We start from the raw sequence: 13067 nt of genomic DNA on the forward strand, positions 1-13067 counted from the left end.
ACAGCAGCAAAAGCAAACCTGATTACCCATAAGCCTCAGCCAATTTAAGCAGCCTGCCCGGTATAGGTGGCGTATTGGCCGCCGCGACCAGAAACCGAGGCATCATAGCTTTCAGATCGAATCGACGGTTAAAGCGATAACAAAACTCCGCCAAATATCGAGGTAAATGTTTGGGATTGATGGCGTGGTAAGTACCGTTAATTGAACGCTTCACATTGCCGATCATGGTGTTAACCCAGGCGAATTCTTCTTTGGTCACACTGTCGGGGCCACCGCCGGTGACAATGGTGTAATGATGGCAGCCGCGATCAAGCACAGCGGAAAAGCAGGCTAGACCATCCGAATACACGAAGCTACCGGGCTCAAGATGTTTGCCGGCCCAGCGTTTGATTTCGCTGTTGCGGAAGCCTTTGACGACATTCAAGTTCATGGCAATCGGATGATGATCTTCGTTCAGAGCCACTGCCGCGACAAACGGCGTCTTGTTTTCCGAGCCACGCCCGCGTTTACCGCCTCGATGCTCGCCACCCCAGTAGACATCATCCAGTTGAATGATGCCAGCCAACGGTTTGCGGTCATCCCGCTCTTTCATGGCCTGCATGATTTTATGCTTGAGGCTCCAGGCGGTGTTGTAGGAAACGCCAACTTGGCACTTCAAAGCCAAGGTCGATAGGGCGGTTTTGGCTTGCGTCAGCAGATGGATCGCCAGAAACCACACTGTGAGCGGCAACTTGGTTTGTTCGAATAGCGTCCCGCTGATCAGCGAGGTTTGATGATGACAAGCCGCGCATTGGTATAAGTTGCGTGTTTTGACCAGACTGAACCGATGGCCGCCGCAACTAGGACATCGAAAACCACATGGCCATCGGGCCTGAAACAGGGCTTCGGCGCATTGAGTTTCTGTTCCATACCGATTCATGAAATCGGTCAAACTGAAGCCTTTTTGAAATTGGATCGGATTCTTTTTCATGGCGCGATCTCCTGTCTGGTCAAGGCTTTCATTGGACCCCCTGTGAGCTACAAAGTTGCTGAGGGTCGTGAGTAATCAGGAAAGCAAATGAGTGAATATAAAGGCGGCTGCATGTGCGGGGCGGTTCAATACGAATTGAAATCCGAACCACGCTTAGCTTTTTTATGTCAATGCAGGCAATGCCAAAGAATCACCGGAACGGGTCATTCTGCCGAGTTTGTAGCATCTGACAACGACACGATTCTTTCAGGATCGCTGAGTTTTTACGAATTGACTGCCGACAGCGGAAACACCATCAGCAGCGGATTTTGTCCAAATTGCGGCAATCCGGTGTTAAAAAAATCCGCTGGATATCCGGGCATGCTGTTTTTTCACGCCGCCACATTGGATAACCCGGCTGTGTTTAAACCGCTAAAGGTATTTTGGACCGCGAGTCATCAACCCTGGGATTACGTGAATCCAGCCCTTGAACGGAAAGAATTTTCCTAAGGTAAGGCCGTATCGAATGAACACAGCAAAACGATTTATCAGAATCCAGTGGTGTTTAAATAACGAGATGTCTTCATGCCGTCATTAAACCAAATAACGAAATATCGCCAGTTCGGAGCGGTCGACGGCCATCCGGTCATCTACTTCCATGGTACACCTGGGTCGGCTGAAGAAGGTCAAGTCTTCGATCGTTATGGCAAGGCAAATGACCTGAGCATCATTTGCTACGACCGGTCGCAAATCGATCCCCATTTAGACGGTGACGCGTATTACCGTTACATAGCAAAAGAAATTACAGACAGAGTCGCCGGCAAACCGGTCGATTTTATCGGTTTTTCGATTGGCGCTTTCATATCCATGCAAGTTTGCCAAACCATGACCGGCAAGGTGCGTAGCCTGCACTTGGTTTCCGCTGCTGCGCCGTTGGATGCGGACAGCTTTATTGATTCGATGGCGGGCAAAGCCGTTTTCAGACTCGCTCGAAATAATCCATTCGCTTTTCTACTGTTAACCAGGCTGCAAGGCTTTCTTGTACAGATTTTCCCAAGTCTGTTGTTTCGAGCACTGTTTTCCAGCGCTGCCGGCGAAGACAGAACACTGGTAGCCGACAGAGCGTTCCGGTCGACTATTAGCCAGGGATTGAAAACCTGTTTTAGTCATCCGCAAGCCTATGTACGCGACATCAAGGCCTATGTTCGACCCTGGAAAGAGTTGTTGCCTAATATTACCGCCAATGCCTATGTTTGGCACGGTTCGAAAGATAACTGGTCACCGGTTTCGATGGCTATTTTCTTGAAGTCGGCTCTGCCAAACTGTTCAAAAATAGAAATTATGGACGGACTTTCCCATTACTCATGCCTTTATCGCGTAAACCAAAAGATATGTTTGACGATCAACAAATTGAATCAGCAAGTAATAAAAGCCAATGACCACTTCGATTGCCATTCTTGGTGAATACCAGTCGACGTTCGCGCCCCACGCCTCGACCAATGCGGCGCTTGAGCATTCTCGAAAAATTTTAGAGGCGGATATCTCGGTGGACTGGATTTCTACCGCAGATATCGAACCGAAGCTGTTTCAGCGTTATTCAGGCATATGGGTTGCACCGGGAAGCCCTTATAAAGATATGGGTAAAACGTTGTGGGCGATTCGTTACGCACGGGAAAATGGCATCCCCTGTTTTGGCACCTGCGGCGGATTCCAGCACATCGTCATCGAATACGCTCGCAATGTCCTTGGATTCAAAGATGCTCAACATGCGGAATACGATCCGTACGCTTCGAAACTCTTCATTTCGCAATTGGCCTGTTCACTTGCGGGCCGCGAGATGCGACTAAATTTCGCACCGGGGTCGCAGGTCGCTGAGATTTATGGCCGCTTGTTCGCAACGGAACATTACTACTGCAATTTCGGCGTCAATCCAAACTTCATCCGGGATTTGAAACAAGGGCCATTGCACATCGCCGGCTCGGATGCCGAAAGTGAAGTCCGTGTCATTGAGCATCCCGGCCACCCGTTTTTTATTGGAACGCTATTTGTACCGCAGGCACGTTCTACGCCTGATATGCCTCACCCCCTCGTTACTGCATTCTTGGAGACAGCCGTTGATTCCGAAATATAACAGGCAGAGAGGAGCGCTTCGGTGCTAGCCGTTTCGCTTTTCTCAACCTTTCATCAGGAAGCAAGCCTGCATCATTTCCACATTTATTGAGACTATCCACATGGAAGAATTTGACCACATTGCAAAAGACCTTCAACAAGACAAAAAAGTTGTATTTACGGCTCAATCTTGCAAAAACTTTCACCAACGCATGCTGATCTGTAAACACGCTTTTGAACAGGGTGTTGTCCCAGTCAACCCTTTCAACTTGTTTGGTTATTTCCTCTACGAACTAGTCGACAGAGACTTGGTTAGATGCGGGAATAACAATCTCTTGAAGCGATGTGACGAGCTATGGGTATATGGGGAAATTAGCGATGGCGTCCTCGCTGAAATTCAGATGTTCAAGGACTACAAGAAACCGGTGAGATTTTTCGATATTTCCAAGCTCCCAGCGGAGGTAAAGGAAATTTCCAAGTACGACCTGATCTTTGAAGATAACGTCAGGCAGTACAAGGGTTCTATTTAATAAGTGGTAAGCATGTACCAAATAAATCCATTTGCCCTGACTTGGTAGTCAACAGGGGCTATATGCAAAAACCACGCATCTCTCAGTACTTCGGCATTAAAATTTCAGTAAATAACTATGGCTAGAAATATTGAAATAAAGGCATATATCGAGAGTGTCGAAACTTTGGAGCCCAAAGTGGTCAAAGTTGCAGATATGGGACCAACCGAAATCTTCCAAGACGATACTTTTTTTCAATGCGAATCAGGGCGATTGAAACTCCGTGCATTCTCTGAAAGCCTCGGTGAGCTTATCTTCTATAAGCGTTCCGATCAGGCCGGACCCAAAGAATCATTCTATGTTCGTTCCCAAACAACAGAACCCGCTACATTACGCGAAGCCCTTTCACTCGCTTACGGTGAGATTGGTCGTATACTAAAGCGTAGAAGGCTATATCTTATTGGCAGAACTCGCATTCACCTTGATAGAGTAAATGGACTCGGAGACTTTCTTGAGCTTGAAGTTGTGCTTTCCGAGGATGAGTCTACACAAGAAGGCATAGCAGTCGCACACCAACTCATCGACATATTTGGCATTGAACCAACCCAACTAATCGAAGGTGCGTACATTGATCTCTTGAACAATTCAGGATATACAAAATGTGTTCAACACGGGCATTCGCGGAGCGCACGTTAAGTGAGCTACTATGTTTCTCTTGATTCAATCAATGCCTGAACTTTCCGCCCATCAATAATTTGCATATTTACCGACCACGTAGCTTGGGGGGTCAGCAAAGATTCGCAGCGAATCAAACGCGCCTGGCGACATGCTGCTAGCCAACTGTTGCACTGATCTGAATCATTTCCGCGATATGCTCCCCCCACAATTTATATGTAAATTTCCCAGGATGAAACCCATCGGCTGCGATGTAGCTTGGATCCAGAGGATATGGAACTTGCACAAACATACAACCGACCTCATTCTCAGCGACCGCTTGCATAAGCTCGTTGAACTGTCTCGCCCTGAGACCCAACCACCACCGCAATGGATTTGGTAAACCGGGAAACAGATGCATCGGTGGAATGCTGGACAAATATATTTGCTTTGCCCCGAATTTAGCTCTGAGCAAAGTCGCAAGAGCATGCAAATTTGTAACCCAGCGACCACAACTTGTTAGCGATGTAACGTCATTGACGCCTATGGATACAACCACAATTTCAACGCGATTTGCCGGTGCTTCCGTCAACTTTTCCAATAGCCGAGATGATGAATCTCCCGATTGAGCCAACAGCCGCCAAGAAACTGACCTTGTAGCACTGAGAGCAGATACCAGCCTTCCTGAAAGGGCATGACGCTGATGCCCAACACCAACCCCGGCCGCCGCGGAATCTCCGGTAATGAGAAGAAGTAGCTCTTCTCCCTCACCCACCTGCCCAGCCCGCTCACCATCAGGCTCTGGTAATTGTGCCGTAAACCAACGAACAAACCTTCCCTGAAGGTAGAAAAGCGGCCAAAGTAAAGCTAGTGCAATGTAGTAATTCATATCTTTTACGGTCGGCTGATGCCGAGCTAAAGGGTGTGTAGCCAAGCGCTACATCCCTTTGAGCAATGTGTTAGAAATTATAGATATTCAGTGTCACCAATTGGTAAGACGTGGATAACGAAAGCACTCCAAAGACGGCGAGCATGGCCGCCAGAACTTTCATTGTTGCTAGATACCCACGGCTCTCTAGAGATGGAAGAAAATTGGCCGCAAGCACGGCAACCGCAATCTTTGAAACGATGAGTGTTCCAATAGCTGTAATCACAAACACGATGCTTTCTGGGGTAGTACCTCGAATAATATAACTGCCTCCTACTGTAAACCAAAAGAGATAGGGACTAGGATTTAGCAGATTGACTTTAACCGCCATGCCCAGTGAATGGCGGACACCCAATTTGGACATGATGGCGATATTCCTGACACGCAACATTTTCCATGACAACCAAAGCAAATACACGCCTCCAATGAGACTGAGTGCCGCGGCAAAGAGATTGATATTCCTGAATTGCGATAGGAAATACAATGCGGCGAGAATAATTGGTCCATCGGTTATCAGCGGAGCCAAACTTGCACGAATACCGCTTGGTAATCCACGCGAAAGAGTTTGCTGGATCACTACAATCCCAAGAGGGCCTGGTTTTAGGCCGGCTGCTAACCCAAAGAAAAAGGCAGAAACAAAAAATTCGTTCATGATCCCTACCATTGACATTTCTAACGGCAAGCCCACCCGGCTAAAACTTCAGAATGGTTTTTGCTCGGGTGAAGCACATTGTTTGGCGCGATTCTCATCCTACTTCAATCTTAAATAAATTCATGATCACAAACCTTGGCCTTATTTTTACGGCGTAAAGGCCGCTCTCGGTACGAGCTTTGATCTCGCCATTTCTGGAAGAGGTCTGTAGTTAAGGGCCGGTTTTGTCAAAATTCCAATGTCTCGGATTAAAACGTTTGCCGCCCATAAAGCTCATTGAATGGGACCATAATATTCTCGCGGTAAGCTTTGCGTTTGGTCAGTGCCTGATACCATCGTCTGACATTAGGAATTTCCGGGGTAGGAACGCCCATTTCAAAGTAACGGTAAAGCGAAGTCGCAACGGGAATATCGCCCATGGTAAATGCGTCGCCGGCCAAAAAAGCTTGCGAAGCCAGATGCGCGTCCAATAAAGCCAAATGCTTCTCGCACCGCTCCGCCGCCTGTTGAATCCGCTGCTGATTTCGTAGTACCTCAGGTGTCCTGTAAAAACCCCAGAACAAATCGAGAAAATCGTCCTGAAATGTCGCTAACTCCCAATCCATCCAGCGATCGGCCAATGAACGCTCTGCCGGTGATTCCAGCCATAAATGATTTTGGCTATAGGTAGCACAAAGATAGCGAACAATACTGTTCGATTCCCAGATCACAAAACCATCATCGGCCAGAACCGGGATACGCCCGTTGGGATTCATCGCCAAAAAATCAGCTTGGTCGAGACCGCCAAACCCGCCACCCACTTCGATATGCTCATAAAGCAAATCGAGTTCGCCTAAAGCCCAACTTACTTTTTGAACATTGTAGGCGTTACGCCTTCCCCAAAGTTTAATCATATTCCTGGCACAACCTCATAGTGCAATACGGTGGGAAACGGATTGTAAAAATGGTGCAGCATACGCTTCCATTCTTGGTACTCCGGCGACTGACGGAAGCCATGTTCGTGGGCTTCGAGAGATTGCCAACGCACAAGCAAAACATAGTGTTCTTTCGATTCAATACATCGTCGCAGTTCGTGACTATTAACCCGGCCCTTAAATACCCTGTTAATCTGGTAAAATAGCGCATGAGAAATGAAAAAATCGATGCACGAAAATTAACAGTGGAAGGGCGTGGTTTGTTGCGGCAAATGGTCCTTCGTCTTCGCAAACAATCCGGCATGAGTTGCGAGGAACTGGCGCAGATTGCCGGCGCCCATCAACGAACGATAGAGGACTGGTTGAGAAAAGCCCGCCTTGCCGGTGAGGGTATGCTGGAAGAAAAACGCCGAGGCCGCCGTTTCGGTACAGGTCGAAAATTGACGATGACGGATGAATGCTGGGTGCGTGATCAAATCATTGATCAGTGCCCGGCACAGCTGAAACTGCCGTTTGCACTGTGGACACGGCCGGCCATCAAAGAGTTGATTCGTGAACGCTTTGGTGTCGAACTGCAAGATCGGTTGATCGGCAAGTATTTGAAACGCTGGGGCTTTACTCCACAACGCCCGATCAAAAAAGCGCTGGAGCAAGACCCCGCCAAGGTCACCGAATGGTTGGAGGCTACCTATCCGGCGTTACAAACCAAGGCAAAAGCCGAAGGCGCCAGTTTGCTATGGGGCGATGAAACCGCGGTCAAGGAAGATACCAATTGGATTCGGGGCTACGCACCTAAAGGACAGACGCCGGTCATCAAAACACCGACCCGCTGGAGCAAACTATCCATGATTTCAGCCATTTCCGCGCGCGGCGAAGTGGTTTTCCAGATCGTCGAAGGCTCGATTAACAACGAACGGTTCATTGCGTTTCTCGAGCGACTCATCGAAGGGCGCGACCGTAAGGTCATTCTGATCGTCGACAACCTGCGCGTTCATCATGCCAAGCAGGTCACTGAGTGGCTCAAGGATAAACAAGATCGAATCGAACTGGCGTTTCTGCCACCTTACAGCCCAGAGTCCAATCCTGACGAGTATCTCAACCGCGATTTCAAAACCGCCTTGCGGTCAGGTCCGGTTAGCCGAACCACAGAAGATTTGTTGGCAAAGGCTATGGCTTTCATGAATCGAATTGCCAACTTGCCCGAGCATGTTTCCTCTTATTTCAGACATCCGTCAGCTGTGTATGCAGCACAGGGTATTTAAGGGCCTTGTTAATAATATACCCCGGCATGGATGCGATAATAGTCTGCGCTCTCTTAAACGCGTTTTCAAACTCTACGGTTTGGCCGGGGCGAATCTTCAGTTGGGCGATTTCCAGAATCATTGCGGAATAAACATAAAAAAGATTCCGCATATCTATCATGAAAACTACGTCGCCACAACAAAAGTAAAATGCCCGATGATCGATCTTACGCAGTGGCTGGCTCAAACGTTTAGCATCATAAACCGTTTCCACACCTGATCCGGGAGCATAGCCTCTACCGCCTCTTCATGCGACTTTCCGTGAACCAACCGCTGATACTGATAAAGGAATGCCGATGCGCGTTTATTGACTACGCAATGAACCGATACTTTCTTATCCGATAACGCTTCCATAATTCCGATAATCATTTTTAAATGTTCGAGGCTCGGCTCGTTGAAAGGCACAGGCATATGCACGTATGCCATATTTCGAGAAGACACGATATTCCCCTCTTCTGGAATCGCGTTTTCCGAATTCGGCATTGCTAGATTAATCACAGCCTGATAGCCGGCTTCGGCAATGTCATGGAACTGTAGCGAGTTGGGTTGCCCCGACGACGCGATACGATTCGATACTAGGATGTAATTTGTGATGTCTTCAACAGCCATTGGATTCCTCAAACGACACTAAAGATTTCCAAGCATTATGCTAAATACTAGAAATGTCTGTGATTTGTACCCAACCGCCCCGCGTCAAATATGGCGTTAACAAACTCTACTGCCGTTTGCTTCAAACCACCCATTCATTTCTCGCATAACGGCAGCAAACACACGAGCTTGCAATCCGGCTGCGCGGCAACAAGTAGCGTGGTTTGCATGAAACGCAGCACGCCTCGTTGCGGATGGTGAAAACGCCGCTCGCCGCCCTCGCGGTGCAATACCGCTTGTTCTTGCCAAAAATGCACAAAGTCCGGGCTGCCGGACGATAACGCGTCAATTAGGGCCTGCAACGCCGCGTCCGTAGGCCGGCGGCTGAAATCGGCGCGGAACTCGGCCGCCAACCGCTGGGCACGCTCCGGCCAGTCGGCCAGCAATTTTTTGGCGCCGGGCTCCAAAAACACGAAACGCAAAAGATTGCGTTCGCGGCTTTCCGCATCGAGCCAGCCGACAAACAATTCAGCGGCGGCCGCGTTCCAGGCCCTGGCCGTCCAGCCAGCATCCAGCAGATAGGCCGGTCCGCTGAAGTGCCTAGGCAACGCCAGCAAGTCGAATGGCAGTTCGGTTTGAGGTTCGGCCGCCGCCAAGGGATCTCGCTTGCCAGCCAGATCGAACAGCGAGGCTCGCTCCGCCGGCGTCAAGCGCAACGCATCGGCCAAGCGGGACAAGGCTGCCGGTGAAGCCGCCACGTCACGTCCCTGTTCCAACCAGGTGATCCAAGTGATGCTGACCAACGCCGCCTCGGCCAATTCTTCACGCCGCCAGCCAGGCGTGCGCCGTCGTCCACTGGTTTTAGGCGGCAGTCTTTCGCGGTGAGCGCGGATAAAGGCGCCGAGCAGGCGTTTGGGATCGGGTTCACTCATGGTGCCTTTTATACCAGGATAAATCATCATCTTGTACTGGTTTATCAATCGCCGAACAATAAGCCGTCATCCACAAACAAAGGATTCGCTATGACAAACGATAAGCACCACCAATCTCTGGTCGCCGGGAAATTCGGCGATCACGCCCTAGATTATCTTGCCAGCACCACCCATGCTCAGGGCGAAGACCTGGAACGCATGGTCGAAATTATCGGCGCCCACCAACCGGGCTCCGTGTTGGATTTGGGATGCGGCGCAGGCCACGTCGCCTTTCGCTTGTCGCCGCTGTCGCAACAAGTGATGGCTTGCGATTTGTCCGACGCGATGCTGGCTGTGGTCGAAGCGGAGGCCCAATGCCGCGGATTACACAATATCGCGGTCCGAGCCGGAACAGCCGAAGCCCTCCCCTTTGCCGATGCCGGTTTCGATTGGGTCGTTAGCCGTTACAGTGCGCACCATTGGACCGAGGTCGCCGCTGCACTGGCTGAAATGCACCGGGTATTGCGGCCAAACGGTATGCTATTGCTGATGGACGTCCTTAGTCCGGGAACGCATTTGCTGGACACCTGGCTGCAAAGTCTGGAGTTGCTGCGCGATCCTTCGCATGTCCGCGACCGCTCACTGGCCGAATGGCAAGCATTATTGGCGACGGCCGGCTTTAGAACCGCGAGCGTCCGGACTTTTCGCCTCCCGCTGGCGTTTGGCCCGTGGATCGAACGCATCGGAACCCCTCCGCCCCACGTCACGGCGCTTCGTCGTTTGCAACAGAGCGCGCCGCGAGAAGTGTCCGACTACTTCGCTTTCGAGGCTGACGGCAGTTTTACTGTAGACACGGTGCTGATCGCCGCCGAAGCCATGGTAGGTAGGTCATGAGCGCATACAAATGGGACGCCGAGGATTACGCTCAGCACTCCCATGCGCAGAAACGTTGGGCCGGCGAATTGATCGCACGCCTGGCTCTGACCGGAAATGAAGCCGTACTGGATTTGGGTTGCGGCGACGGATGGGTCGCGGCGCAACTAGCTGACGCACTGCCGAACGGGTCGGTGGTGGGCGTCGATTGTTCGCCGGCGATGATCGAACTGGCCCGCCGCCGCTACCCGCCGGACCACCATCCCAATCTGCACTTTCAAATCATGGACGCGCGCGCATTGAGTTTCGAAGCGCGCTTCGATTGGGTGTTTTCCAACGCCGTGCTGCATTGGGTCGATGACCACCGTCCGGTACTGTCCGGTCTCTATCGCAGCTTGAAACCGGGCGGAAAACTGCTGTTGCGCATGGGTGGCCAAGGCGATGTGGCGGAGATACGGACCACTATGGACAAAGTCACCATGTCGGCACAGTGGTCCGAGTATTTTCAAGGCTTCGAATTTCCGTATACCTTTCCAGCGGTCGATGAATGCCGGGTGATGCTGAAAGCCAAGGGATTTACCATCAAACGGCTAGAACTCATCGCCACGGATATGGCGCACGAGGGCCGGGCAGGTTTGGCGGGCTGGATTCGAACCACCTGGCTGCCTTACACACAGCGGATTCCGGAGAACCTGAGAGAATCGTTCATCGAAACGGTTTGTTCAGATTATTTGGATCAAGTGCCATTGAGCGCGGACGGCAAAGCCCATGTGGCAATGGTCTTGCTCGAAGTCGAAGCGAATAAATCGGACAAAACGTAAGCCCCGCAGCCCCGAATAGCGAAGCAAATTCGGGGCTACTAGCCTTGCCAATCACAGCGACAACGGGAGTCACCAGCTGGTTACGCACCACAATAGTGGACGGTCCACGGATGCGTCAACACATCACCTTGGCATCAGCGCGAACACTCCCCAGCCCAGGTACTCACGCGTGTAAGCGGCGTAACGCACGGGTTCCGAGGTCAGTTGGGCCCGAACCTCTTGCGCGAATTCGTCCTCGGGATTGGCTTCAAGCCATCGGCGCATCGTGAGCCATTTGGCCGCCTCGTATCTGTCCCAGCCGTCTTGGTCGGCCAGAACCATTTCAACAACGTCGTAGCCAAGGCGTCAGAAAGACGCGAGAAGTTCCGGGAGCATGAGAAAGTCAGCAATTGAGTTGGCAAGACATCCCCTAGCGACCGCTGCCGTCGGCGGTAACTGACGCCAGAAGGGCTCGCCGATAAGGATGATTCCTCCGGTACGCAAACTCTTCACCAGCAACTCAATCGTGCCGGCGACGCCACCGCCGATCCAGGTAGCACCGACACAAGCTGCCACGCCGACCCTCTCCTCGGAAATATAGCCGGCCGCATCGCCATGGATGAACTCGACTTGACCGGTGACGCCGAGTGCATCGGCACGGCGTTTCGCTTGTTCGGTGAACAAGCGGCTCATGTCGATGCCAGTGCCTATGACGCCGTGATCGCGTGCCCAAGTGCACAGCATCTCCCCCGAGCCGCTGCCGAGGTCGAGCACTCGGGTCCCCGCTTCCAGACGCAGCGCTGAGCCGAGTGTAGCGAGTTGTTCTGCTGTGATCGGGTTATGGATGCGGTGAGCACTTTCGGTGATGTTAAATATTCGTGGTATATCCACAGTGGAAAATCTCCTTACGGGTGTGAATAGATTCGGGCAAAGCCTATCTCGCGCGCGAAGCGGCCCGCTGTTACGGGCTCGGTTGAACAAAGGATCAGGCCTCGCCCGATGGAAACCGATGTACATGTTCATAGGGTTCGCCAACGGCCGCCAGAAAGCACGAGAGGCTCTCCAATGAACCCGTTGAGTAGAATTCAGTTGCCACCGGCTTGCACACGCTGCCGTTCGATGCCGGCAGTACCTGGTGAAGCTGCCGACCGATGGCTACTGACGGCTCGATGATGGTGACGGATGGTCCCGATATCCGTGCAATCGACTCCATCAAAAACGCGTAATGCGTGCAACCCAGAACAATGACGTCCGCACCGGCTGTGAGGCCCGGCCGCAGGTAATTTTCCAACAGTGCATAGGTCGATTCGTGATTTATCCGCCCGAGTTCCACTTGATCGGCAAGCCCTGGGCAGGCCTGTAAGATCACGCGAACACCTTGGGCGTATGTGTCGCAGAGTCGCGTGACGGATTCGCTTCGTATTGTATTGGTCGTGGCTAGCACAAGAACCGCCTTTGTCTTGGTTATTTGAGCGGCGGGCTTGATTGCCGGCTCCATGGCAATTATAGGAAGGGTATGAAGAGATCGCAGCCGTTGTGCGGAGACGACGCTGGCGGTATTGCAGGCCAGTACCAGCGATTTTGCGCCTCGTCGCAACAAAAATCCTGCTATTTGTCTTGTTCGCTCCAGAATGAACTCTGAAGATTTGTCGCCATAAGGCGCGTTGGCGCCGTCCGAAACGTAAATAAACGATTCCTCGGGCATCTTCACGCGCAACGCGCGAAGAACCGATAGCCCGCCGACACCGGAATCGAGGACTCCGATAGGTGCAGGTTCTTCGGCATGACTACTGTACATTTTGTGGACTGAGAAGCCTAGCTCTGCAAATCAGCTGGACAAAAAATTCGTAGCGACTTTTGGACCGGCTGAATACGCCTT

Annotated in this window: 17 protein-coding genes and 1 pseudogene; 8 read left to right on the forward strand and 10 right to left on the reverse strand. The window is 51.4% G+C overall.

Annotation, left to right across the window (positions count from 1 at the left end; translation table 11 throughout):
- Positions 1-22: 22 nt before the first annotated feature.
- Entirely contained in the window at positions 23-970 is a 948-nt protein-coding gene (locus tag ACW73I_RS06880; protein ID WP_458028503.1) for an IS1595 family transposase, read from the reverse strand.
- An 87-nt stretch (positions 971-1057) separates the two neighbouring features.
- Between ACW73I_RS06880 and ACW73I_RS06885 the strand changes: the two genes are divergently transcribed.
- From ACW73I_RS06885 to ACW73I_RS06905, 5 genes are all read left to right on the forward strand, one after another.
- Positions 1058-1459: a GFA family protein gene (locus ACW73I_RS06885; RefSeq protein ID WP_458028504.1), complete on the forward strand. Its 402-nt coding sequence runs from the start codon at positions 1058-1060 to the stop codon at positions 1457-1459.
- Positions 1460-1534: 75 nt separating this feature from the next.
- The gene (locus tag ACW73I_RS06890) at positions 1535-2413 is read left to right on the forward strand and encodes an alpha/beta fold hydrolase (protein WP_458028505.1); all 879 of its coding nucleotides are present in this window, start codon (positions 1535-1537) and stop codon (positions 2411-2413) included.
- The gene (locus ACW73I_RS06895) at positions 2385-3080 is read left to right on the forward strand and encodes a CTP synthase C-terminal region-related (seleno)protein (protein ID WP_458028506.1); all 696 of its coding nucleotides are present in this window, start codon (positions 2385-2387) and stop codon (positions 3078-3080) included. Before ACW73I_RS06890 ends, ACW73I_RS06895 begins: the two co-directional genes overlap by 29 nt.
- Positions 3081-3180: 100 nt before the next feature.
- On the forward strand, positions 3181-3588 hold the full coding sequence (locus ACW73I_RS06900; RefSeq protein WP_458028507.1) for a DUF7768 domain-containing protein: 408 nt from the start codon (positions 3181-3183) through the stop codon (positions 3586-3588).
- Positions 3589-3705: 117 nt separating this feature from the next.
- Entirely contained in the window at positions 3706-4263 is a 558-nt protein-coding gene (locus tag ACW73I_RS06905; RefSeq protein WP_458028508.1) for a class IV adenylate cyclase, read from the forward strand.
- Between the two features lie 136 nt (positions 4264-4399).
- On the opposite strand, the gene ACW73I_RS06910 is transcribed toward ACW73I_RS06905, so the two are convergent.
- The 4 genes from ACW73I_RS06910 to ACW73I_RS06925 all read right to left on the reverse strand — a co-directional run bounded on the left by ACW73I_RS06910 (position 4400) and on the right by ACW73I_RS06925 (position 6945).
- On the reverse strand, positions 4400-5110 hold the full coding sequence (locus ACW73I_RS06910) for an SGNH/GDSL hydrolase family protein (protein WP_458028509.1): 711 nt from the start codon (positions 5108-5110) through the stop codon (positions 4400-4402).
- 70 nt (positions 5111-5180) lie between these two features.
- Positions 5181-5801 carry a LysE family translocator gene (locus ACW73I_RS06915; protein ID WP_458028510.1) on the reverse strand — a complete coding sequence of 207 codons (621 nt, stop codon included), beginning with the start codon at positions 5799-5801 and terminating at the stop codon, positions 5181-5183.
- Between the two features lie 248 nt (positions 5802-6049).
- Positions 6050-6694: a glutathione S-transferase family protein gene (locus ACW73I_RS06920; RefSeq protein WP_458028511.1), complete on the reverse strand. Its 645-nt coding sequence runs from the start codon at positions 6692-6694 to the stop codon at positions 6050-6052.
- Complete coding sequence (locus ACW73I_RS06925) at positions 6691-6945, reverse strand: antibiotic biosynthesis monooxygenase family protein (RefSeq protein WP_458028604.1); 255 nt, start codon at positions 6943-6945, stop codon at positions 6691-6693. The genes ACW73I_RS06920 and ACW73I_RS06925 overlap by 4 nt, the downstream gene beginning before the upstream one ends.
- On the opposite strand from ACW73I_RS06925, the gene ACW73I_RS06930 reads away from it, so the two are divergent.
- A complete protein-coding gene (locus tag ACW73I_RS06930; RefSeq protein ID WP_458028512.1) occupies positions 6925-7977 on the forward strand; it encodes an IS630 family transposase in 1053 nt (350 codons plus the stop codon). The genes ACW73I_RS06925 and ACW73I_RS06930 overlap by 21 nt on opposite strands.
- Here the strand turns inward: ACW73I_RS06930 and ACW73I_RS06935 are convergent.
- From ACW73I_RS06935 to ACW73I_RS06945, 3 genes are all read right to left on the reverse strand, one after another.
- Positions 7937-8137 carry an antibiotic biosynthesis monooxygenase family protein gene (locus tag ACW73I_RS06935; protein WP_458028605.1) on the reverse strand — a complete coding sequence of 67 codons (201 nt, stop codon included), beginning with the start codon at positions 8135-8137 and terminating at the stop codon, positions 7937-7939. The two genes, ACW73I_RS06930 and ACW73I_RS06935, sit on opposite strands and share 41 nt — an antisense overlap.
- A gap of 62 nt (positions 8138-8199) precedes the next feature.
- A complete protein-coding gene (locus tag ACW73I_RS06940; RefSeq protein ID WP_458028513.1) occupies positions 8200-8625 on the reverse strand; it encodes a protein tyrosine phosphatase family protein in 426 nt (141 codons plus the stop codon).
- A 134-nt stretch (positions 8626-8759) separates the two neighbouring features.
- Positions 8760-9566, reverse strand: coding sequence for a helix-turn-helix transcriptional regulator (locus ACW73I_RS06945; protein ID WP_458028514.1), 807 nt, complete (start codon positions 9564-9566; stop codon positions 8760-8762).
- Positions 9567-9626: 60 nt separating this feature from the next.
- On the opposite strand from ACW73I_RS06945, the gene ACW73I_RS06950 reads away from it, so the two are divergent.
- On the forward strand, positions 9627-10409 hold the full coding sequence (locus ACW73I_RS06950) for a class I SAM-dependent methyltransferase (protein ID WP_458028515.1): 783 nt from the start codon (positions 9627-9629) through the stop codon (positions 10407-10409).
- Entirely contained in the window at positions 10406-11209 is an 804-nt protein-coding gene (locus ACW73I_RS06955) for a class I SAM-dependent methyltransferase (protein WP_458028516.1), read from the forward strand. Before ACW73I_RS06950 ends, ACW73I_RS06955 begins: the two co-directional genes overlap by 4 nt.
- A gap of 123 nt (positions 11210-11332) precedes the next feature.
- Here the strand turns inward: ACW73I_RS06955 and ACW73I_RS06960 are convergent.
- Together ACW73I_RS06960 and murI are read right to left on the reverse strand one after the other, a co-directional pair.
- A pseudogene (locus ACW73I_RS06960) lies at positions 11333-12079 on the reverse strand (SAM-dependent methyltransferase).
- A gap of 94 nt (positions 12080-12173) precedes the next feature.
- Complete coding sequence (murI, locus tag ACW73I_RS06965; RefSeq protein ID WP_458028517.1) at positions 12174-12986, reverse strand: glutamate racemase; 813 nt, start codon at positions 12984-12986, stop codon at positions 12174-12176.
- Positions 12987-13067 lie beyond the last annotated feature (81 nt).

It is taken from the genome of Methylomonas sp. MgM2 (assembly GCF_054172045.1).

Coding starts and splice junctions, on each gene's coding strand:
- ACW73I_RS06880 (WP_458028503.1), bottom strand. CDS start 970: ATGAAAAAGAATCCGATCCAATTTCAAAAAGGCTTCAGTTTGACCGAT.
- ACW73I_RS06885 (WP_458028504.1), top strand. CDS start 1,058: ATGAGTGAATATAAAGGCGGCTGCATGTGCGGGGCGGTTCAATACGAA.
- ACW73I_RS06890 (WP_458028505.1), top strand. CDS start 1,535: ATGCCGTCATTAAACCAAATAACGAAATATCGCCAGTTCGGAGCGGTC.
- ACW73I_RS06895 (WP_458028506.1), top strand. CDS start 2,385: ATGACCACTTCGATTGCCATTCTTGGTGAATACCAGTCGACGTTCGCG.
- ACW73I_RS06900 (WP_458028507.1), top strand. CDS start 3,181: ATGGAAGAATTTGACCACATTGCAAAAGACCTTCAACAAGACAAAAAA.
- ACW73I_RS06905 (WP_458028508.1), top strand. CDS start 3,706: ATGGCTAGAAATATTGAAATAAAGGCATATATCGAGAGTGTCGAAACT.
- ACW73I_RS06910 (WP_458028509.1), bottom strand. CDS start 5,110: ATGAATTACTACATTGCACTAGCTTTACTTTGGCCGCTTTTCTACCTT.
- ACW73I_RS06915 (WP_458028510.1), bottom strand. CDS start 5,801: ATGAACGAATTTTTTGTTTCTGCCTTTTTCTTTGGGTTAGCAGCCGGC.
- ACW73I_RS06920 (WP_458028511.1), bottom strand. CDS start 6,694: ATGATTAAACTTTGGGGAAGGCGTAACGCCTACAATGTTCAAAAAGTA.
- ACW73I_RS06930 (WP_458028512.1), top strand. CDS start 6,925: ATGAGAAATGAAAAAATCGATGCACGAAAATTAACAGTGGAAGGGCGT.
- ACW73I_RS06935 (WP_458028605.1), bottom strand. CDS start 8,137: ATGATAGATATGCGGAATCTTTTTTATGTTTATTCCGCAATGATTCTG.
- ACW73I_RS06940 (WP_458028513.1), bottom strand. CDS start 8,625: ATGGCTGTTGAAGACATCACAAATTACATCCTAGTATCGAATCGTATC.
- ACW73I_RS06945 (WP_458028514.1), bottom strand. CDS start 9,566: ATGATGATTTATCCTGGTATAAAAGGCACCATGAGTGAACCCGATCCC.
- ACW73I_RS06950 (WP_458028515.1), top strand. CDS start 9,627: ATGACAAACGATAAGCACCACCAATCTCTGGTCGCCGGGAAATTCGGC.
- ACW73I_RS06955 (WP_458028516.1), top strand. CDS start 10,406: ATGAGCGCATACAAATGGGACGCCGAGGATTACGCTCAGCACTCCCAT.
- murI (WP_458028517.1), bottom strand. CDS start 12,986: ATGTACAGTAGTCATGCCGAAGAACCTGCACCTATCGGAGTCCTCGAT.